The 19,747-nt window shown below is 68.3% G+C and carries 18 protein-coding genes; 12 read left to right on the top strand and 6 right to left on the bottom strand.

The window, feature by feature from the left end; genetic code table 11:
• Positions 1-50: 50 nt before the first annotated feature.
• The 6 genes from rsfS to ACZLIF_RS15070 form a co-directional block, all read right to left on the bottom strand.
• Positions 51-461, bottom strand: a complete 411-nt coding sequence (rsfS, locus tag ACZLIF_RS15045; RefSeq protein WP_053520119.1) for a ribosome silencing factor — start codon at positions 459-461, stop codon at positions 51-53.
• Positions 462-519: 58 nt separating this feature from the next.
• Positions 520-1,185, bottom strand: coding sequence for a nicotinate-nucleotide adenylyltransferase (nadD, locus tag ACZLIF_RS15050; protein WP_053520120.1), 666 nt, complete (start codon positions 1,183-1,185; stop codon positions 520-522).
• Positions 1,186-1,188: 3 nt separating this feature from the next.
• Entirely contained in the window at positions 1,189-2,226 is a 1,038-nt protein-coding gene (gene holA / locus ACZLIF_RS15055) for a DNA polymerase III subunit delta (protein WP_053520121.1), read from the bottom strand.
• An 11-nt stretch (positions 2,227-2,237) separates the two neighbouring features.
• Positions 2,238-2,822 (bottom strand): LPS-assembly lipoprotein LptE, encoded by a 585-nt coding sequence (locus ACZLIF_RS15060; protein WP_128990301.1) that lies wholly within the window; start codon positions 2,820-2,822, stop codon positions 2,238-2,240.
• Between the two features lie 138 nt (positions 2,823-2,960).
• Entirely contained in the window at positions 2,961-5,603 is a 2,643-nt protein-coding gene (gene leuS, locus ACZLIF_RS15065; protein ID WP_128990303.1) for a leucine--tRNA ligase, read from the bottom strand.
• Between the two features lie 105 nt (positions 5,604-5,708).
• Positions 5,709-6,311 (bottom strand): DUF998 domain-containing protein, encoded by a 603-nt coding sequence (locus ACZLIF_RS15070; protein WP_065181828.1) that lies wholly within the window; start codon positions 6,309-6,311, stop codon positions 5,709-5,711.
• Positions 6,312-6,434: 123 nt separating this feature from the next.
• Between ACZLIF_RS15070 and trxA the strand changes: the two genes are divergently transcribed.
• From trxA to ACZLIF_RS15130, 12 genes are all read left to right on the top strand, one after another.
• Positions 6,435-7,292 carry a thioredoxin gene (gene trxA / locus ACZLIF_RS15075; RefSeq protein ID WP_053520124.1) on the top strand — a complete coding sequence of 286 codons (858 nt, stop codon included), beginning with the start codon at positions 6,435-6,437 and terminating at the stop codon, positions 7,290-7,292.
• A 153-nt stretch (positions 7,293-7,445) separates the two neighbouring features.
• On the top strand, positions 7,446-9,110 hold the full coding sequence (locus ACZLIF_RS15080) for a FecR family protein (RefSeq protein ID WP_478462082.1): 1,665 nt from the start codon (positions 7,446-7,448) through the stop codon (positions 9,108-9,110).
• Entirely contained in the window at positions 9,107-10,732 is a 1,626-nt protein-coding gene (locus ACZLIF_RS15085) for a CHASE2 domain-containing protein (protein ID WP_128990305.1), read from the top strand. Before ACZLIF_RS15080 ends, ACZLIF_RS15085 begins: the two co-directional genes overlap by 4 nt.
• Before the next feature lie 82 nt (positions 10,733-10,814).
• Complete coding sequence (locus tag ACZLIF_RS15090) at positions 10,815-11,267, top strand: DUF4442 domain-containing protein (protein ID WP_065174907.1); 453 nt, start codon at positions 10,815-10,817, stop codon at positions 11,265-11,267.
• A 54-nt stretch (positions 11,268-11,321) separates the two neighbouring features.
• Entirely contained in the window at positions 11,322-12,005 is a 684-nt protein-coding gene (locus ACZLIF_RS15095; protein ID WP_053520126.1) for a DUF502 domain-containing protein, read from the top strand.
• Complete coding sequence (locus ACZLIF_RS15100) at positions 12,002-12,787, top strand: queuosine precursor transporter (protein WP_053520127.1); 786 nt, start codon at positions 12,002-12,004, stop codon at positions 12,785-12,787. Before ACZLIF_RS15095 ends, ACZLIF_RS15100 begins: the two co-directional genes overlap by 4 nt.
• Positions 12,788-12,881: 94 nt before the next feature.
• The gene (locus ACZLIF_RS15105; protein ID WP_128990307.1) at positions 12,882-14,813 is read left to right on the top strand and encodes a DUF885 domain-containing protein; all 1,932 of its coding nucleotides are present in this window, start codon (positions 12,882-12,884) and stop codon (positions 14,811-14,813) included.
• Positions 14,814-14,829: 16 nt separating this feature from the next.
• Positions 14,830-15,900: a serine hydrolase domain-containing protein gene (locus ACZLIF_RS15110; protein WP_128990309.1), complete on the top strand. Its 1,071-nt coding sequence runs from the start codon at positions 14,830-14,832 to the stop codon at positions 15,898-15,900.
• Positions 15,897-16,301: an SMU1112c/YaeR family gloxylase I-like metalloprotein gene (gloA2, locus tag ACZLIF_RS15115; protein WP_053519946.1), complete on the top strand. Its 405-nt coding sequence runs from the start codon at positions 15,897-15,899 to the stop codon at positions 16,299-16,301. Before ACZLIF_RS15110 ends, gloA2 begins: the two co-directional genes overlap by 4 nt.
• 148 nt (positions 16,302-16,449) lie before the next feature.
• Complete coding sequence (locus ACZLIF_RS15120) at positions 16,450-16,893, top strand: DUF2147 domain-containing protein (RefSeq protein WP_128990311.1); 444 nt, start codon at positions 16,450-16,452, stop codon at positions 16,891-16,893.
• Positions 16,894-16,995: 102 nt separating this feature from the next.
• Positions 16,996-19,074 carry a methionine--tRNA ligase gene (metG, locus tag ACZLIF_RS15125; RefSeq protein ID WP_128990313.1) on the top strand — a complete coding sequence of 693 codons (2,079 nt, stop codon included), beginning with the start codon at positions 16,996-16,998 and terminating at the stop codon, positions 19,072-19,074.
• Positions 19,075-19,149: 75 nt separating this feature from the next.
• The gene (locus tag ACZLIF_RS15130; protein WP_065174860.1) at positions 19,150-19,740 is read left to right on the top strand and encodes an HAD family hydrolase; all 591 of its coding nucleotides are present in this window, start codon (positions 19,150-19,152) and stop codon (positions 19,738-19,740) included.
• Positions 19,741-19,747: the final 7 nt, after the last annotated feature.

A 19,747-nucleotide genomic window follows, 5' to 3' on the forward strand; every position in this document is an offset into this window, starting at 1 on the left:
AACGTCGACGGCGCCATCGGCGCCGTCGAAGGGATGCATCAACGTGCGGCTCAGGCCACTTCGTCGTCGCTGGACGGCGGCTGGTCACCGACCGTCCACAGGCGCTCGAGGGCGTAGAACTCACGCACGCGCGGCAGCATCACGTGGACGATCACGTCGCCCAGATCGACCAGTACCCACTCGGCTTCGCGCTCGCCCTCAACCCCGAGCGGCATCACGTCGATCTTCTTGGCGAAGCGCACGACCTCGTCGGCGATCGACTTGACGTGGCGGGTCGAAGTACCCGAGACGATCACCAGGTAATCGGCAACGCTGGACCGGCCGCGCACGTCGATCTCGACCAGGTCCTTGGCCTTCAGGTCTTCGGTGGCTTGACGGACACTGGCCAGCAGTTCCGGCACGGACGGCGGCGGGCTGGGCAGATCGACCTTGATGGTCTGGGGCTGGGTCTGGTTGCTCAAAGTGGATCGACTCGATAAACGTGGGGGCGATTATACGGGGATGGCGCGGTCGCGGCATTCACGGTGTTGCCGGATGGTACAGCCGCTGCGCGGCCACGTAGTCGGCCACCGCCGGCGGCAGCAGGGCACGCCAGGGCCCTGCCGCGGCGATCTGCGCGCGCACGGCGCTGGCCGATTCCCCGCGCAACGGATGGTGCAGGCGCAGGATGCGGCCGGCCGGACTGGCAAACAGGTCCTGTTCGCTGTCGGCCCACCGCCCTTCCAGGACACGGCCGAGCTCGCCGTCGACCGAGGCCTGCAGTGGACTGCCCGGCCGCTCCGCCACCACGAAGTGGGCCAGGCCGAACAGCGCCTCCCACTCATGCCAGCCGGGCAAGCCCAGCAGGCTGTCGGCGCCGACCAGCCAGGCCAGGGGCCGGCTGGGACCGAGCTCGCCGCGCAGTTCGCGCAGGGTATCGACGGTGTAGGACGGGCGACCGGGAAAGCGCGCGGCCCGATCCAGTTCGTGCCGGTCCAGCAGCAGCCCCGGCTCGTCGCCGATGGCCAGCGACAGCATCGTGCAGCGCTGTTCGGCGGTCGCGCCGGGAACCGGGCGGTGCGGTGGATCGGCCGCCGGCAGCATCCGCACCGCGACCTGCAGCTCATCGCGCGCGGCGCGCGCGATCGCCAGGTGCCCCAGGTGCACCGGATCGAAGGTGCCCCCGTAATAGACCCGCAGGCTCATCGATCAGGCCCGGGCCAGCAGCCGCACAGCGCGCGGCTCGGCCACGGCCACCAGCAGGCGCTCCAGCGCCAGCCAGGCGTCGCCGTCGGCGCGCCCCTTGGCGATGCGGTCGACCAGCCCGGCCTCGGCCACGAAACGTTCCCAGCGCTTGCCTTCCGGATGCCGCTGCAGCGCACGCTTGTACGGTGCCTGCCGCGACTCCCAGATGCCGCGCGATTTCATCTCGGCGGCAAGGTTGCCACCGCGTGCCTGCACCCGCGCCAGCCCGGCACCTGCCAGCAGTTCCCGGATCACGATCGGCATCAGCGCGGCCACCGCCTCGCCTTCGCCGCGCAGGCCGGCAAGCATGCGCAGCACCGCCGCCGGTTGCCCGGAGAACGTGGCTTCCACCAGCCGGAATACGTCATAGCGGGCGGCATCGGCCACCAGCGATTCCATCCGTTCCACGTCCAGCGCGTGCCCATCGGCCAGCAGCGCCAGCTTGTCGATCTCCTGCGCCGCGGCAAGCAGATTGCCTTCCACGCGCTCGGCCAGGCGCTGCACTGCGGCCGGATCCGCGCGCAGGCCTTTGCTGCGCAGGCGACGCTCGATCCAGTCGGGCAGTTCATGCGGCTTGATCGCCCAGGCCACCGACAGCACGCCGACCCGGCCCACCGCTTCAGCCCACTTGCCCTGGTGCGCCTTGCTCCATTCGTTGGCGGTGATCATCAGCACGACGTCCGGTGCCGGATCGGCGCAGAACCGGCTGATCACCTCGGCGCCGTCCTTGCCCGGCTTGCCACTGGGCAACCGCACTTCCACCAGGCGACGGGCACTGAACAGGCTCGGCGCGTTGAAGCTGGCGTCGAGCTGGCCCCAGTCGAAGTCGCGACCATCGGCGTCGAACACCTCGCGCTCACCGATGCCGGCGGCGCGCGCCCGCGCACGGACCGCGTCGGCGGCTTCCAGCACGCGCAGCGTCTCAGGACCGGCGATCAGGTACACCGGCGACAGCGGGGTATCAGCGCCCTGGCTGGCCAGCTGCTCCGGACGCAGTTCCATGCCGGTCCCGGTCAGGGCTTGATGGCCGGTGCCGGTGTCGGCTCGGCCGGACCCGCAGGATCGACCGGCTTCGGCGCGGACAGGCTGCCCCCCTTCGCGACTTCGGCACGGACCACGCTGTCGATGCGGCGGATGATCGAGGCCGACATTTCCCGGCGCAGTTCATCGGCCAGGATCTCGCGCTCGGTGGTGGTACCGGTCGCGTCGGTGGGCGGCGACACGTAGTCGCGCGACAGTTCGATCACCTGCTGCGGCACCAGTTCGCTGCCATCCTCGCGACGGAAGATGAAGATCACCGCGTAGCGCAGGCTGTATTCCTGCGCACGACCCTGCGAGTCGATCGCGATCGGCAGGTCGCCCCAGCGTTCGGACAACACCTGCAGCTGGGTGCTGGGTTCGTTGCCATCCTCGCTTGCCAGCTTGGCGCCGGACGCCTGCAGACTGCGGTTGAGCAGCTTGACCAGTTCACTGTACGGGGCCGTGGAGACCACCTTCACCGGCGCGGTGTCGGTCGGCAACATCAGCTTGTTGCGCAGATGGAAGCCACAGCCGGCAAGGCCGAGGACAAGAACGAGGGCAAGCAGGAGTCGGGTCATGGAGAACAGTCTGGCGGAGCCGGGCGATCACGGCAACAGACAGCGTGCCCGAGACCGCGTGAACGCAGGGCCATCAACCGCATGCCCCCCGCGTTGCTGGAACACCGGCCGCCGGGAGGGCGGCCGGTGCGGGGTACATCAGGCGGCGACGATGTTCACGATCTTGCCCGGGACGATGATGATCTTGCGCACCGTCAGGCCTTCCATGAACTTCGCTGCATTCGGCTCGGCCAGGGCCAGCGCCTCGACCTGCTCGCGAGCGGCATCGGCGGCCACTTCGATGGTGCCGCGCAGCTTGCCGTTGACCTGCACGGCCAGGGTCAGCGCGTCGCGCACCAGCGCGCTGGCGTCGGCCTGCGGGAACGGCTGGTCCTCCAGCAGCGTCTCGCCATGGCCAAGCACCTGCCACAGGGCGTGGCTGGCATGCGGGGTGATCGGATTCAGCAGCAGCACGATGGCCTGCAGTGCTTCCTGGCGCACCGCGCGGCCCTGTTCGCTGCCGTCCTCGAACTTGGCCAGCGCGTTCATCAGTTCCATCACCGCAGCGATCGCGGTGTTGAAGCTGTGGCGGCGGCCATAGTCGTCGCCGACCTTGCCGATGGTCTCGTGGGTCTTGCGGCGCAGCGCCTTCTGGCCACCGTCCAGCGCGGCCACGTCCAGCGCCGGGGCGGTGCCCTCGGCGGCATGCTTCTGCACCTGGGCCCACAGGCGGCGCAGGAAGCGGGCCATGCCGTCCACGCCGGCCTCGTTCCACTCCAGCGACTGTTCCGGCGGCGCGGCGAACATCGAGAACAGGCGCACGGTGTCGGCGCCATACTTGCCGACCATCGCCTGCGGGTCCACGCCGTTGTTCTTCGACTTGGACATCTTCTCGGTGCCACCGACCACCACCGGCTGACCATCGGCGATCAGGGTCGCGCCGGTGATGCGGCCGCGCTCGTCACGCTGCACTTCCACGTCGGCGGGATTGATCCAGTCCTTGGAACCGTCCGGGTTCGGACGGTAATAGGTCTCGGCGATCACCATGCCCTGGCACAGCAGATTGCGGGCCGGTTCGTTGCTGTCCACCATCCGCGCGTCACGCAGCAGCTTGTGGTAGAAGCGGAAGTACATCAGATGCAGGATCGCGTGCTCGATGCCACCGATGTACTGGTCCACCGGCAGCCAGTAGTTGCCGCGCTTGTCCACGGCATCACGCGCGCCCGGCGAGGTGTAGCGCGCGTAGTACCAGCTCGACTCCATGAAGGTGTCGAAGGTATCGGTCTCGCGCTCGGCTGCACCGCCGCACTCCGGGCAGGTGGTCTTGCGCCACTCCGGGTCGGTCTTGATCGGCGAACCGGTGCCGGAGAACGCGACGTCCTCCGGCAGCACCACCGGCAGCTGCTCTTCCGGCACCGGTACCGCGCCGCACTTGGCGCAGTAGATCACCGGAATCGGGCAGCCCCAGTAGCGCTGGCGGCTCACGCCCCAGTCGCGCAGGCGGTAGTTGACGCGGCGCTGCCCCTGCGCCTTGCGCTCGAAACGCTCGGCCAGGGCTTCAAAGGCGCCCTGGAAATCCAGCCCGTCGAACTCGGCCGAATTGATCAGTTCGAAGGCACGGTTCTTGTCGCTGTACCAGTCCTGCCAGCGCGCGCCATCCCAATTGCGCTCGTCGTCATTGCGCGGATCCTTCAGCGCGATGACCTGCACGATCGGCAGGCCGTACTTGTTGGCCACTTCGTTGTCGCGCTGGTCATGGCCGGGCACGGCCATCACCGCACCGGTGCCATAGCCCATCAGCACGAAGTTGGCGACCCAAACCGGCACCTTCTCGCCGGTGACCGGATGGATGGCGCGCAGGCCGGTATCCATGCCGCGCTTTTCCTGGGTTTCCAGCTCGGCCTCGGACACGCCGCCCTGCTTCATTTCCGACAGCAGCGCGGCCAGTTCCGGATTGTTCTTCGCTGCGTGCAGCGCCAGCGGGTGCTCGGCGGCGATCGAGACGAAGGTCACGCCCATCACGGTGTCCGGGCGGGTGGTGAACACGCGCAGCGGATCCAGCACGCTGCCATCGACGTCGCGCACGTCGAACTGGATCTCCAGGCCCTCGGAACGACCGATCCAGTTGCGCTGCATGGTCTTGACCGATTCCGGCCAGCCGTCCAGCTCGTCCAGGCCGTCCAGCAGCTCCTGGGCGTAATCGGTAATGCGCAGGAACCACTGCGGAATCTCACGCTTCTCGACCAGCGCACCGGAACGCCAGCCACGGCCGTCGATGACCTGCTCGTTGGCCAGCACGGTCTGGTCGACCGGGTCCCAGTTCACCACCGCGTTGCGACGGTAGGCCAGGCCCTTGCGCATCAGACGGGTGAACATGCGCTGCTCGTGGACGTAATAGTCCGGGCGGCAGGTGGCGAACTCGCGCGACCAGTCGATGGCATAGCCCAGCGACTTCAGCTGGCTGCGCATGTGGTCGATGTTCTTGTAGGTCCACGCCGCCGGCGCGGTCTTGTTCTTGATCGCCGCGTTTTCCGCCGGCAGGCCGAACGCGTCCCAGCCCATCGGCTGCAGCACGTTGTGGCCGGTCATGCGCTTGTAGCGGCTGATCACGTCACCGATCGTGTAATTGCGCACGTGCCCCATGTGCAGCGCACCGGACGGGTACGGAAGCATCGACAGGCAGTAGTACTTCGGCTTGTCGGAAGTCTCGTCGACCTCGAACGCGCGGGTGGCGTCCCAGTACTGCTGGGCGGCGGATTCAACCTGCTGCGGGTCGTAGGCGTTGGGTTCAGCGCTGGTCATGGAACACGCGGATGCGGCGGCAAAGCGGTACAGCGTACCGCAGTGCGGCAAACGTCTCCAATCCTGTCCGACGGCTGTGGGCCCGGTGGCGGCCCCGCGACCGTCTCAACGGGCCCGCGACAGCGGCAGCGCCAACGCCAGCCAGACCGCCCAGCATGCGAAGGCCAGCCGCTGCGACAGAGGCGCCGGCAGCACGCCCTGCAGGGCGAAGGCTGCCAACGCGGCAACCACACCACAGGCCAGCGCCACCCCGCCCAATGCCCGACCCTGTGTGTCGCGCAGGCGCGCCGTGCCCAGCAGCAGAGCGCCGGCAACGAAGCCCAGCACCCATACCATCCAGGCGCTGGCATGCAGCTGGCTGGCCAGCCCGTGCAGGTCATCCACATCCAGCGGCAGCACGCCCATGGCGGCGAACGCCAGGCCGGCCAGCAGCAGCATCTGGCTGCCCACACGCGGGGCCCAGCCCGCGGTGGCCGGCAGCTGCCGGCGCAGGCATTCGGCCACCACCACCGCCAGCAGGCCCGGCAGCATGAAGCCCAGCAGATTGAAGCCCAGGGCATGCGGCATCCCCTGCGCGCCCAGCAACGCCACCGGATGGCGGGCCTGCGCATAGCCGTCGAGGCCGGCACCGAAGCCGATGACCGCAGCCACGAAGACGAGTGCGGCGATCACGCCCGACAGGCGCAGCAAGGGGGACGGCGACGACATGCAGGCTCCACGACAGCGGCAACAGGAAGGCCGCATTGTCGGCCATTTGCAGCGGCCCGGGTTGAGACGGACAGGTTCCGCCACCATAGAATCCCTCTCCAGATGCCAAGCGATGCCTCCTCCATGACCGAGACGACCTACGTATTCGACGCCACCACTGCGACCTTCGAGGCCGAAGTCCTGCAGAAGTCGCTGCAGACGCCGGTGCTGGTCGATTTCTGGGCCACCTGGTGCGGTCCGTGCAAGACCCTGGGACCGATGCTGGAAAAGCTGGCCGGCGAGTACAACGGCGCCTTTGAGCTGGCCAAGGTCGATGTCGACAAGGAACAGCAGATCGCTGCCGCCTTCCAGATCCGCTCGGTGCCGACCGTGTTCCTGGTCAAGGACGGGCAGCTGGTGGACGGCTTCCCCGGCGCCATCCCGGAGGGCCAGCTGCGCGAGTTCCTGGCCCAGCACGGCATCGTCCCCGCTGATGTCGGCGATACGGTCAGCGAGGAGGAAGCACCGCTGGACCCACAGGCACAGGTGGACGTGCTGCGCGCGCAGATCGCCGCCGAACCGGACAAGGACGAGCTGAAGCTCGACCTGGCCCTGGCCCTGCTGCAGATCGGCGGCGTGGATGAAGCCGGTACGCTGATCGACCGCCTGCCGGCCAACTTGGCCACCGACGACCGCGCCGTGCGCGCCCGTGCACGCCTGGCCTTCGCGTCCGCACTCAAGGACGCCCCGGCCGCCGAGGTGCTCGAATCACGCATCGCCGCCGATGGCAGCGACCTCAAGGCGCGCCATCTGCGGGGCGTGCAGCTGCTGCTGGAGGGCCAGGACGAGGCGGCCCTGGCCCAGTTCCTGGAAATGCTGCGGATCGACCGCGGTTTCGAGGACGGATTGCCGCGCAGGACCCTGATCGACGCCTTCAATGTGATCTCCGACGAGGACCTGGTCGGGCAGTACCGCAGGAAGATGGCCTCGCTGCTGTTCTGAACGGAAGCCTGTCCCGTTCAGAATCCCTGCACTGAACGCGGGCGATAATGTGATCGATGGCGGCCGTTCGGCCGCCGCGATCCATTCGGGGGGATGAGGGTCGGGGCCATTGGGTCTTGCTGCTGCGCCTCCGCATTGCCGGGACTGCAAACTGTGACCTTCGTCCGCACTTCGCCTTTCATTACGCGCCTCCAACGTGTCCTGCTGTGTGCCCTCCTGCTGCTGCCGGCCATCGCCGCCGCACAGGACTGGAACTACCGGGTCCGTCCCGGTGACACCCTCTGGGACCTGGGTGGCCTGTACCTGAAGCCTTCCGTGCCCTGGCAACAGCTGCAGCAGCACAACCGCATCGCCAATCCCTATCAGCTGCCGCCGGGCCAGCTGCTGCGCTTCCCGATCAGCTGGCTGCGCACCGAGCCTGCGCCGGCACGGGTCCTGTCCGTGCGCGGCAAGGTCGGGCTGGTGGGCGGCGATGGCAGCGCCACCCGCGCGGTGCGGGCCGGAGAGCAGCTGCGCATCGGCGACACCGTGGAAACCGAAGGCGACTCCAGCATCACCCTCGAATTCGCCGATGCCTCGCGGTTGCAGCTGCGCGAGTATTCGCGCCTGCGCCTGGACCAGCTCAGCCGCTACGGCCGAACCGGCATGGTCGATACCCGCCTGCGCCTGCAGCAGGGCCGCGCCAGCAACCGGGTCACCCCGGCACGCGGCCCGGCATCGCGCTACATCATCGATGCACCGACGGCGACCAGCAGCGTGCGCGGCACGGTCTTCCGCGTCAGCGCCGGCGATGGCGATGCCGGCCGGATCGGTGCCACCGAAGTGCTGGAAGGACGGGTGCAGGTCGCCAACACCCACGGCCAGCGCCTTGTCCGTCCGGGCCAGGCCAGCCGCAACGCCAGCGCCGACAAGGCGCCCGCCGCCGTGGCCGCGCTGCTGCCGGCGCCGACGCTGCGCCAGGATGAGCTGAGACTGGCCCCCCTGCCGAGCCTGCTGGCCTGGGACCCGGTCGCCGAGGCCGACCACTACCGGGTGGAGGTGGTGCAGGCGGCTACCCCGGAAATCCTGCTGTTCGCCGCCACCACCGCCGACACGCGACTGGCGATCGGCGATCTGCCGCCCGGCGAGCTGCGTGTGCTGCTGCGTGCGGTCGACGCACAGGGCGTGGAGGGCCTGGACGCCAGTGCCGACTTCGAACTCAGCGACCAACCGCCGCCGCCGTTGACCGTCTCTCCGCTGCACGGCCAGACCGTCAACAGCGATCGCCCCCGGTTCCGCTGGACCCAGGCCCCGGGCGCGAGCAGCAGCGTGCTGCAGGTCGCTGCAGAACCGACGTTCACGCAGCCGCTGCAGGAGCAGGCCAGCACCGGTACCGACCTGCGCCTGGCGCAGCCCCTGCCGCCGGGCCAGTACTACTGGCGCGTTGCCTCGCGCGATGACAACGGCCACCAGGGGCGCTATGGACAAGCGCTGCCACTGCAGCTGACCAACGAACCGGTGGACCCTGCCCTGCAGCCGCCCGAGGCGGCGCATGGCCAACTGACCCTGCGCTGGCAGGCCGGCAGCGAAGGCCAGCGCTACCGCGTGCAGGTGGATCGTCGTGGCGACTTCGCCAGCCCGATGCTCGATGAAACCGTCGAGCAGCCCCAGGTCAGCTTCAAGCGGCCATGGAGCGGCACCCTGCACGTGCGCGTGCAGTACATCGACGACGACGGGCACGCAGGCGATTTCTCGCCCGCGCAGCAGGTCAAGCTGCCCTGCCGCCTGTGCTACGGCGCCGGCGGCGGCGGTGCGCTGCTGCTCTGGCTGTTGTTATGAGGCGTTCGCCGCTTCCATGGTCCCGACGGATCGCACTGGCCGTGCTGGCCGGTGTGCTGACGGCCGTGGCCAGCCATGGCCAGTGGCTGTGGCGCCAGGATGAAGCGGCCTACGACGCGATGGTCGGCGGCTGGGACTATCGACCCGACCCCAGCGTGCTGATCATCGCCATCGACGAAGGCAGCCTGCAGCGCATCGGCCAATGGCCATGGCCGCGCTCGGTCCATGCGCGTCTGCTTGATCGCCTTACCGACGCCGGCGCCGAACGCATCGCACTGGACCTGATGCTGTCAGAACCCGACCGCCGCGACAGCCGCCAGGACGAAATCCTGGCCGCCGCGATCCGGCGCAATGGCCACGTCGTACTGCCCGTGCTGGCGGCGCCGGCAGCCGGCGACCGCATGGCCGAGGAGCTGCTGCCCATTCCACTGATCGCGGCCAGCGCTGCGGCGATCGGCCACAGCGATGTCGAAGTGGATGGCGATGGCGTCGCCCGTGGGGTGTACCTGCGCGCCGGCATCGGCCAGCCGCATTGGCCTGCGCTGGGCCTGGCCCTGGCCGGACTGCCCGCCAGCGCGATCGACGGCCTGCCCGACCCCGAGCCGGAGGTCGATTCCCCCTATCAGTGGCGCCGCGACGATTACGTGCGGGTGCGCTACGCCGGCCCGCCGGAACGATTGCCGCAGGTGTCCTATGCCGACGTGCTCGAGGGCCACGTGGACATGGCGATGCTGCACGGGCGACGCATCGTGGTCGGCATGACCGCCAGCGGCATCGCCCCGCGGCTGCTCACGCCGACCACGCGCGAGTACTGGATGAGCGGCAGCGAGTACCAGGCCAACATCGCCTCGATGCTGCTGCAGGGCAGGCAGATCCACGTCCTGCCACGGCTCTGCCAGGACGCCATCGGTGGCCTGCTGGTGGCGCTGTGCGTGATCCTCCTCGGTCTGCGCCTGCCGTGGCTGACGGCGCTCTGTTCGCTGCCGCTGGCCCCGCTGCTGAGCTGGGCGCTGCTGCGCGCCGGCAACCTGTGGTGGGCACCGGCCAGCGCGATGCTGGGCATCGTGCTGGTGCTGCTGGCCTGGGCGATATGGCGGATCGCGGCCTGGCACCGGCTGGCCAACCGTGACGCGCTGACCGGCCTGGGCAACCGGCTGCGTTTCGAACAGTCGCTGCAGCAGGAATGCGATGCCGCACGGCGCAGCGGCAAGCCGCTCACGCTCGCGCTGATCGACGTCGATCACTTCAAGCACCACAACGACCGTCACGGTCACCAGGTCGGCGATCGCGTACTGCGCGAAGTGGCGCGGCAGATCGCCGCGCACGCGCGTCGCCCGCGCGACAAGGCGGCACGCTACGGCGGCGACGAGTTCGCGCTGGTGCTGCCGGATACGCCGGCCGAGGGCGCGCGGCAGGTGATCGAAGACCTCATCCAGAGCATCCGCGCCCTGCCAGCACCGGGCGAAGGCCATGACGGCGGCATCACCCTGACCATCGGCGTCTATACCCGCATCCCCAATGGCGAGCTGCAACCCCATCATTTCGTGGAAGGTGCCGACGCGGCGCTGTACCAGGCCAAGGCCAATGGTCGCGACGGCTACGTGATCGACGCCGCAGGGTGACACGCGCCGCGCCGCGCACAGCTACAACATACGCATGCGAATGGTTAGACTTGGGGCCCGCCCCTCCGCCCTCGCGATGCACATGAACGCCCGCCTGTTCCGTTTCGGCATCAACCTGTGGCCGCCCTTCCTGTTCACCGGCATCCACGTCACCCGGGTCAGCCCGGACTACCGGCAGATCGACGTCGAGCTGCGCCAGCGCCCCTGGAACCGCAACTACGTGGGCACCCACTTCGGTGGCAGCCTGTTCGCGATGACCGACCCGTTCTGGATGCTGGGCCTGCTGCATATCCTCGGCCGCGACTACTACGTGTGGGACCGCGCCGGCGCGATCGACTTCCTCAAGCCGGGGCGCGGCACCGTGCGCACGTCGTTCCGCATCGACGATGCGCTGCTGGACGAACTGCGCGCCGACGCTGCCGGCGGCGGCAAAGTGCTGCGCTGGTTCAGCAACGATGTGGTCGATGAAAGCGGCGAGGTGGTCGCCCAGGTGCGCAAGCAGGTCTACCTGCGGCTGAAGCCGCACGCACGCTGATCCCGGCCGCATTCCCCTGCATCATCGGCAAGCACTGGCCGCTACAATGCGCCCATGTCGCTCGAAGCCCCCTCCCTGGTCCCCCGCCCCTCCCTGCAGCGCCTGTTCCTGACCGGCCTGCTGACCCTGCTGCCGATCTGGCTCACCTGGGTCGTGGTCAAATTCGTGTTCGTACTGCTGTCGGGTATTTCCAGCCCGCTGGTGGTGCCCCTGTCGGAGCAGATCGCGACCAGCTTCCCGCATTACCTGGGCTGGGTGCGCGCGGAGTGGATCCAGAACACCATCGCGCTGCTGGCCACGCTGCTGGTGATCCTGGCCGTGGGCGTGGCCAGCCGCCGCGTGCTCGGCCAGCGCCTGCTGCGCTGGATCGGCGCGGTGATCAAGCGGATCCCGCTGGCCAGCATCATCTACGACAGCGCCAAGAAGCTGCTGGACATGCTGCAGACCGAACCCGGCAGCACGCAGCGCGTCGTGCTGATCGACTTCCCGCACCGCGACATGAAGTCGGTCGGCCTGGTCACGCGGGTGATCAAGGAACACGGTACCGACCGCGAACTGGCAGCGGTGTACGTGCCGACCACGCCGAACCCGACCTCCGGCTATCTTGAAATCGTGCCGGTGGAACTGCTCACACCCACCGACTGGACCGTGGACCAGGCGATGAGCTTCATCATTTCCGGTGGTGCTGTGGCGCCAGCCAGCGTGCCGTTCACCCGCGCGGGCGAACGCACCGAATGAGCACGACGCCGGTCGAGCGCCCGCTGCAGGACCGCGCGGTCCTGCTGTTCATCGTGCTGGCCGCGTTCTTCTGCGGCAATGCCGTGCTGGCCGAGCTGATCGGAGTGAAGATCTTCGCGCTCGAAGACACGCTCGGCATCGACCCGCTGAACTGGAACCTGTTCGGCCAGACCGGATCGTTGAGCTTCACCGCCGGCACACTGCTGTGGCCGGTGGTGTTCATCATGACCGACACCATCAACGAGTTCTTCGGCAAGCGCGGGGTGCGTTTCATCTCGTGGTTGGCGGTGGTGCTGATCGCCTACGGCTTCCTGTTCGCCTTCGCGGCGATCTCGCTGGCGCCGGCCAGCTGGTGGGTCACCTCGATGAACGCCCATGGCGTGCCCGACTACCAGGCCGCGTTCGCAGCGGTGTTCGGCCAGGGCATGTGGACCATTGCTGGTTCGCTGGTGGCCTTCCTGCTCGGCCAGCTGATCGACGTGGCCGTGTTCCACCGGATCCGGCAGGCCACCGGCGAGCGCCACGTCTGGTTGCGCGCTACCGGTTCCACCGCGGTCTCGCAGCTGGTGGACAGCTTCGTGGTGATCTGGATCGCTTTCGTGCTCGGCCCGCAGCAGTGGCCGACATCGCTGTTCCTGGCGGTGAGCAGCGTCAACTACGTCTACAAGATGGGCTTTGCGATCGCCCTGATTCCCCTGCTGTACCTGATGCGCCGTGCGATCACCCGATACCTGGGTGTCGAGCGCGCGGCCGCGCTGCGGGCTGCGGCCGCGGCTGACTGAAGACCCAGCGGGCGCCAGCTGACTGCGCCCCCGCGCTGGCCGTACGCGGCCGGATCGTGCAAGCTCCACGGTCTGTGTTCCACGGAAGCTCCTGATGCCGTATTCCACCCGCGCCCTGGCCGCCGCCATTGCCGCGTTGTTCCTGTTCAGCGCCGTTCCGTCGGCCGAAGCTGCGAAGAAGAAGGCCAGCCGGCCCGCTGCGACGCAGAGCCGTCCGGCGGCCAAGCCCAAGGCGCGGCCCAGCACGCGCGCCACCGTACCGGCACGCAGCGCCACCCGCTCCCCCGCGCGCCCGGTCGCCGCCGCCCGCACTGTGCCCAAAACGGTCCAGCTGGAGCGCCTCTATGACGAATACTGGGATGCGTCGATGCGGTTGAACCCGCTGCAGGCGACCTTCCAGGGCGAAACCCGCTACAACGACCAGCTGCCGAACATCCTGTCCGCGGCGTGGCGCCAGCAGTCGCATGACTTCACCGTGGAGTGGCTGGGCAAGGTCGAGAAGATCGGCAGCGACGGCCTGCAGGGCCAGGACCTGCTGAGCTACGAGATCTTCGTGCGCGACGCGCGCGCGACCTTGGCCGCCGAGCCGTATCCCAGCTGGATGATGCCGATCAGCCAGTACTACAACGTCGGCAGCATCATGGCCATTCTCGGTGCCGGCGCGGGTGCGCAGCCGTTCAATACCGTGCAGGACTACGACACCTGGTCGCGCCGCTCGCTGGGCATTCCGGCGCTGTTCGACCAGGCCATCGACAACATGCGCCAGGGCATGAAGGCCGGTGTGGTGCAGCCGCGCGACCTGATGGAAAAAGTGCTGCCGCAGCTGGATGCGGTGATCAAGCCGACCGCCGAGGAGAGCATCTTCTGGTCGCCGATCCGGACCATGCCGGAGTCGATTTCCGCCGAGGACAAGGCGCGCATCAGTGCCGAGTACAAGCGCATGATCGAACTGCGCATCATGCCGTCCTACCGCGCACTGCGCGGCTTCATCGCCACCGAGTACCTGCCGGCCACGCGGACCAGCAGCGGTCTGGGCGCCCTGCCCAATGGCCAGGCGTGGTACGCCAACCTGATCGTGCAGACCACGGCCAGCGAACAGACACCCGCGCAATGGCATGCGCTCGGCGAACAGCGCGTGCAGGAGCTGCAGGCGCAGATCGCCGCAGTGATGAAGGATGCGAAGCTGCGCGGCACGCCGACCAAGCTTCTGCGCAGCATGCGCAGTGATCGCCAGTTCCAGTATGGCGACGCCAACGCGCTGCTCGGCCGCTACCGCCAGGTGCAGCAGCAGGTCGCCACGCGCCTGCCGCAGGTGCTCGACACGCTGCCAAAGGCTGCCCTGGACATCCGAGCAGTGGAGCCCGAGCGTGCGCTCACCGCGGCCGCGGCCTCCTACCAGCCGACACAGCCCGGCGAGGCCGGGGTGCTGTATGTGAACACCCGCGACCTGCCCAGCCGCAAGCGCTGGAACGTGCCGGTGCAGTACCTGCATGAAGGCATTCCCGGCCACCACGTGCAGCTGGGCCTGCAGCAGGAGCTGGCCAAGCAGCCGCGCTTCCGGCGTGCCGGCGGCGACCTGGCCTTCATCGAAGGCTGGGGCCTGTACTCGGAAACGCTGGGGGAAACGCTGGGCGTCTACACCGATCCCTACGACCGCATCGGCTATCTCTCCTCGCGCCTGCTGCGCGCAGCGCGCGTGGTCGCCGACACCGGCGTGCATGCCCAGGGCTGGAGCAAGCAGCAGGCCGTCGCCTACCTGCAGAAGACCGTGGACATGAGCAGCGATGATGCCAATGCCGAAGTGGAGCGGATCATGGCCCAGCCCGCGCAGGCGCTGTCCAACGTGGCCGGCCTGACGACCCTGCTGGCACTGCGCGACAAGGCCAAGGCACGCCAGGGTGCGGCATTCGACCTGCGCCGTTTCCATGCCGAACTGCTGAAGGACGGCTCGATGCCGCTGGACGTGCTGGAGCGGAAGATGGAACGATGGCTGTCACAACCGCCGGGGGCCGCGCCGCCCCCCTGATCGCCACGGAGCCCTCATGCGTCCCGCCACCGTCGTGTTCGCTGCCGTACTGGCCCTGCTGCCGCAGGCCGCGCCTGCCGCACCGGCGGTGATGCCACCGGATGCGGGCATCGATGGCCTGATGCAGGCCTACGATGGCCAGGTGCCGGGAGCAGCGGTACTGGTGCTGCACGACGGGCAGGCGGTGTTCCGCCGCGGGTACGGCCTGGCGGTGGTCGAAGATGGCACCGCGGTGACCGCAGCCAGCAATTTCCGGCTGGCCTCGGTGAGCAAGCAGTTCACCGCCGCCGCCGTGCTGCTGCTGGTGGAAGAGGGCCGCCTGGGCCTGGGCCAGCCAGTGCGACGCTGGCTGCCGGAACTTCCCACTGCGGCCTCCTCCGTCACCCTCCGTCACCTGCTGTCGCATACCAGCGGTCTGCCCGACTATGAGGACCTGATGGACCCCACCGACAGCCGCCAGGTGCACGACGCGGACGTGCTGGCGCTGCTCGCGCGCGAGGACCGGCTGGATTTCACACCGGGCACTGCGTACCGCTACAGCAACAGCGGTTATGCGCTGCTGGCGCTGATCGTCGGGCGCGCGTCGGGCCAGGATTTCGCCACCTTCCTGCAGCAGCGGATCTTCGGCCCGCTGCACATGACCCACACCGTCGCCCACCAGGACGGCGTCGATACGGTCACTGCGCGGGCCTACGGCTACAGCTGGCTCGACGGTCGCTGGCAGCGCACCGACCAGAGCACCACCAGTGCCGTGCTGGGTGATGGTGGCATCTATTCCTCGCTGGACGACCTCGCCCGCTGGGATGCCGCACTGTACGACGACCGCCTGCTGTCAGCCGCATCGCGGCGGGCCATGTTCAGCCCGGCCACCGCAACCACCGAACCGGACGTACCGCATTACGGCTTCGGCTGGCGCCTCAACGGCCGCATGCAGTGGCACAGCGGCGAAAGCATCGGCTTCCGCAACGTCATCCTGCGCTATCCGGACCGGCATCTGACAGTGATCGTGCTGAGCAACCGCAACGACCCCGAACCCTATCCGCTGGCGCTGAAGATCGCCCAGCGCTGGCTGGACATCCTGCAATGACCGACGATCCGACCGCCCTGCTGGGCATCCATCATGCCGCGCTGATCTGCAGCGACTATGCGCGCTCGAAGGATTTCTACGTGCGCATCCTCGGCCTGCGCGTACTGGCCGAGAACCACCGTGCCGCGCGCGATTCGTGGAAGCTGGACCTGGCACTGCCCGATGGCGGCCAGCTGGAACTGTTCTCGTTCCCGTCACCACCGCCCCGGCCCAGCCGCCCGGAGGCACAGGGCCTGCGTCACCTGGCCTTCCGCGTGGCCGCGCTGGAGCCATTCATCCAGCGCCTGGCCAGCTGCGGCGTGGACTGCGAACCGGTCCGCGTGGACGAATACACCGGCCGCCGCTTCACCTTCTTCGCCGACCCGGACGGCCTGCCGCTGGAACTCTACGAAGTCGGCTGATGGCTCGGGGTCAGATCCCTTTTCCATCGGGAAAGGATCTGGCCCCACTCACCTGCTCGACCCGGCACCCCCTTCCCCATACCCCGCCGAATGGGTATACAGTCGGCGTGTACCGGCACCGTGCCGGAATGAACCCTGGGAGGGGACCATGCGCAAGACTTTCAAGACCCTGCTGCTGGCGCTGCCGCTGTGCCTGGCGGCGCTCTCGGCGCAGGCCGCCGATGGCGCGGCCGGCCGCTGGAAGACCATCGACGACAAGACCGGCCAGGTGAAGTCCATCGTCGAGATCAGCCAGGCCGCCAACGGCACGCTGTCCGGCAAGGTGGTGGACATCCTGGACTCGGACAAGGGTCCGAACCCGGTCTGCGATGGCTGTGAGGGTGCCAACAGGAACAAGCCGGTGAAGGGCATGACCATCCTCTGGAACCTGAAGGCCGACGGCGCCAGCAAGTGGTCCGGCGGCACCATCCTCGACCCCGCCAACGGCAAGACCTACAAGTCGAAGATGGAACTGCAGCCGGGTGGCAACAAGCTGGACGTCTCCGGCTGCATCGCCTTCATCTGCCGGGCGCAGACCTGGGTACGCGAGTAAGCCACCGGCCCGTCCGTGCATGCCCGTGACCCGGCCCCGGCCGGGTCACCTCGTTGCGGGCATGCGATAATCTGCGGTTCCCCTCGGCTTCACCCCGCGACCATGACCCGTACCGCGCTCGTCACCACCGCCCTGCCCTACGCCAACGGCCCGCTGCATCTGGGCCATCTGGTCGGCTACATCCAGGCCGACATCTGGGTGCGTGCACGGCGAATGAGCGGCGGCAGGACCTGGTTCGTCTGCGCCGATGACACCCATGGCACGCCGATCATGCTCGCAGCCGAGAAGGCCGGGGTAACCCCGGAGGCCTTCATCGCCAGCATCCAGGCCAGCCATGAACGTGATTTCGCCGAATTCGGCGTGGCCTTCGATCACTACGATTCGACCAATTCGGCAGCCAACCAGGCGCTGACCGAGGCGTTCTACCTGAAGCTGGAAGCGGCCGGCCACATCAGCCGCCGTTCGGTGGCCCAGTTCTACGACCCGGCCAAGGGCATGTTCCTGCCGGACCGCTACATCAAGGGCATCTGCCCGAACTGCGGCAGCGCCGACCAGTACGGCGACAACTGCGAAGTCTGTGGCGCGACCTACAGCCCCACCGATCTGAAGGAGCCGAAATCGGTGATCTCCGGCGCTACGCCCGAGATCCGGGATTCGGAGCACTTCTTCTTCGAGGTCGGCCGCTTCGAGGGCTTCCTGCGCGAATGGCTGGCCGGCGACGTCGCGCTGCCCGGGGTGAAAGCCAAGCTGATGGAGTGGCTGGACGCCGATGGCGGCCTGCGCGCGTGGGACATCTCGCGTGACGCGCCGTACTTCGGCTTCCAGATCCCGGGCCATCCGGGCAAGTACTTCTACGTCTGGCTGGACGCGCCGATCGGCTACCTGTCCAGCTTCCAGACCCTGTGCGGCACGCTCGGCGAGGATTTCCAAGCCCACCTGCGCGCCGGCACCGCCACCGAGCTGCACCACTTCATCGGCAAGGACATCGTCAATTTCCATGGCCTGTTCTGGCCGGCGGTGCTGCACGGCACCGGCCACCGCGCGCCGACCCGCCTGCACGTCAACGGCTATCTGACCGTTGACGGCGCCAAGATGAGCAAGTCGCGCGGCACCTTCGTGATGGCGCGCACCTTCCTCGATGCAGGACTGGAACCGGAAGCGCTGCGCTACTACTACGCGGCCAAGTCCGGCGGTGGCGTCGACGACCTCGACCTGAACCTGGGTGACTTCGTTGCCCGCGTCAACGCTGATCTGGTCGGCAAGTTCGTCAACCTGGCCAGCCGCTGCGCCGGCTTCATCAGCAAGCGTTTCGACGGCCTGCTCGCCGGGCAGCTGCCCGATGCCGCCCAGTACCAGCGCTTCATCGACAGCCTGGCGCCGATCCGCGAAGCCTACGAGCGCAACGATCCGGCGGCGGCGATCCGCCTGACCATGACCCTGGCCGACGAAGCCAACCGCTACATCGACGACGTCAAGCCGTGGGTGATCGCCAAGCAGGAAGGCGCCGACGCGCAGCTGCAGGCCGTGTGCAGCCAGGGCCTGAACCTGTTCCGTGTACTGGTCACCGCACTGAAGCCGGTACTGCCTTCCACCGCCGCCCAGGCCGAGGCGTTCCTGGCCGCGCCAGTGGCCGACTGGACCGACCTGGCGCAGCCGCTGCTGGCCCATCGGATCGCTGACTACACCCCACTGTTCACCCGTATCGACCCGAAGAAGATTGACGCCATGATCGACGCCTCCAAGGACACCCTGCAGCCGACCGCCGCTGCCCCCGCCGCCAAGGCCGACGCTGCCAAGCCGGCGGCTGCCGTGCCGGCCAGTGCCGCAACGGCCAGCGCCGAGGCACCGGCCTACATCGGCATCGACGACTTCGCCAAGCTCGACCTGCGCATCGGCAAGGTGCTGGTGTGCGAGTTCGTGGAGGGTTCGGACAAGCTGCTGCGCTTCGAGCTGGATGCCGGCGAACTGGGCAAACGGCAGATCTTCTCCGGCATCCGTGCCAGCTACGGCGAGCCGGAAGCGCTGGTCGGCCGCAGCGTCGTGTTCATCGCCAACCTGGCCCCGCGCAAGATGCGCTTCGGCCTGAGTGAAGGCATGATCCTGTCGGCAGGTTTCGATGGTGGCGCGCTGGCGCTGCTGGACGCCGACAGCGGCGCGCAGCCGGGCATGCCGGTCCGCTGATGCACTGCGCGGGTGCGGCCACGGCCGCTCCCGCCGGTCACGGCAACGACGGGACGCACCACGGGAGGCATCGGAATGGAACTGGCGCTGTTCGACTTCGACCATACCGTCACCACCTGCGATACCTATGGCCGCTTCCTGCGCCGCGTGGCCACCGCCGAGCAGCTTGCGCAGGCGTGGTGGAAGGTGGGTCCGTGGCTGGCGGCGTACCGGCTGAAACTGATCTCGGCCGAACGCATCCGCGCCCGCGTCACCCGCCTCACCTTCAGCGAGCGCCACGCCGACGACATCGCAGCGCTGGCCACCGGCTTCTCGCGCGAGTTCCTGCCCGAGGTGGTGCGCCCGGAAATGCTGGAACAGATCCGCTGGCACAAGGAACAGCAGCACACCGTGGTGGTCGTGTCCGGTTCGCTGGATCTGTACCTGCGTCCCTGGTGCGAAACGCTGGGTCTTGAACTGATCTGCAACCGCCTTGAAAGCCGGGACGGACGCCTGACCGGCCGGTACCACGGCGGCGATTGCGGTCCTCGCAAGGTCGAGCAGATCCGTCGCCGTTTCGATCTGTCGCGTTACACGCGCATCCACGCTTATGGCGACAGCGCCGAGGACCGGCCGATGCTGGCCCTCGCCCACGAACGTTGGTTCCGTGGCAAACCCCTGAAATGATCCATAC

Source organism: Stenotrophomonas sp. 2201_Sma (genome assembly GCF_056486685.1).

Coding starts and splice junctions, on each gene's coding strand:
- nadD (WP_053520120.1), bottom strand. CDS start 1,185: ATGAGCCTGCGGGTCTATTACGGGGGCACCTTCGATCCGGTGCACCTG.
- holA (WP_053520121.1), bottom strand. CDS start 2,226: ATGGAACTGCGTCCGGAGCAGCTGGCCAGCCAGGGCGCTGATACCCCG.
- ACZLIF_RS15060 (WP_128990301.1), bottom strand. CDS start 2,822: ATGACCCGACTCCTGCTTGCCCTCGTTCTTGTCCTCGGCCTTGCCGGC.
- leuS (WP_128990303.1), bottom strand. CDS start 5,603: ATGACCAGCGCTGAACCCAACGCCTACGACCCGCAGCAGGTTGAATCC.
- ACZLIF_RS15070 (WP_065181828.1), bottom strand. CDS start 6,311: ATGTCGTCGCCGTCCCCCTTGCTGCGCCTGTCGGGCGTGATCGCCGCA.
- trxA (WP_053520124.1), top strand. CDS start 6,435: ATGACCGAGACGACCTACGTATTCGACGCCACCACTGCGACCTTCGAG.
- ACZLIF_RS15085 (WP_128990305.1), top strand. CDS start 9,107: ATGAGGCGTTCGCCGCTTCCATGGTCCCGACGGATCGCACTGGCCGTG.
- ACZLIF_RS15090 (WP_065174907.1), top strand. CDS start 10,815: ATGAACGCCCGCCTGTTCCGTTTCGGCATCAACCTGTGGCCGCCCTTC.
- ACZLIF_RS15095 (WP_053520126.1), top strand. CDS start 11,322: ATGTCGCTCGAAGCCCCCTCCCTGGTCCCCCGCCCCTCCCTGCAGCGC.
- ACZLIF_RS15100 (WP_053520127.1), top strand. CDS start 12,002: ATGAGCACGACGCCGGTCGAGCGCCCGCTGCAGGACCGCGCGGTCCTG.
- ACZLIF_RS15105 (WP_128990307.1), top strand. CDS start 12,882: ATGCCGTATTCCACCCGCGCCCTGGCCGCCGCCATTGCCGCGTTGTTC.
- ACZLIF_RS15110 (WP_128990309.1), top strand. CDS start 14,830: ATGCGTCCCGCCACCGTCGTGTTCGCTGCCGTACTGGCCCTGCTGCCG.
- gloA2 (WP_053519946.1), top strand. CDS start 15,897: ATGACCGACGATCCGACCGCCCTGCTGGGCATCCATCATGCCGCGCTG.
- ACZLIF_RS15120 (WP_128990311.1), top strand. CDS start 16,450: ATGCGCAAGACTTTCAAGACCCTGCTGCTGGCGCTGCCGCTGTGCCTG.
- metG (WP_128990313.1), top strand. CDS start 16,996: ATGACCCGTACCGCGCTCGTCACCACCGCCCTGCCCTACGCCAACGGC.
- ACZLIF_RS15130 (WP_065174860.1), top strand. CDS start 19,150: ATGGAACTGGCGCTGTTCGACTTCGACCATACCGTCACCACCTGCGAT.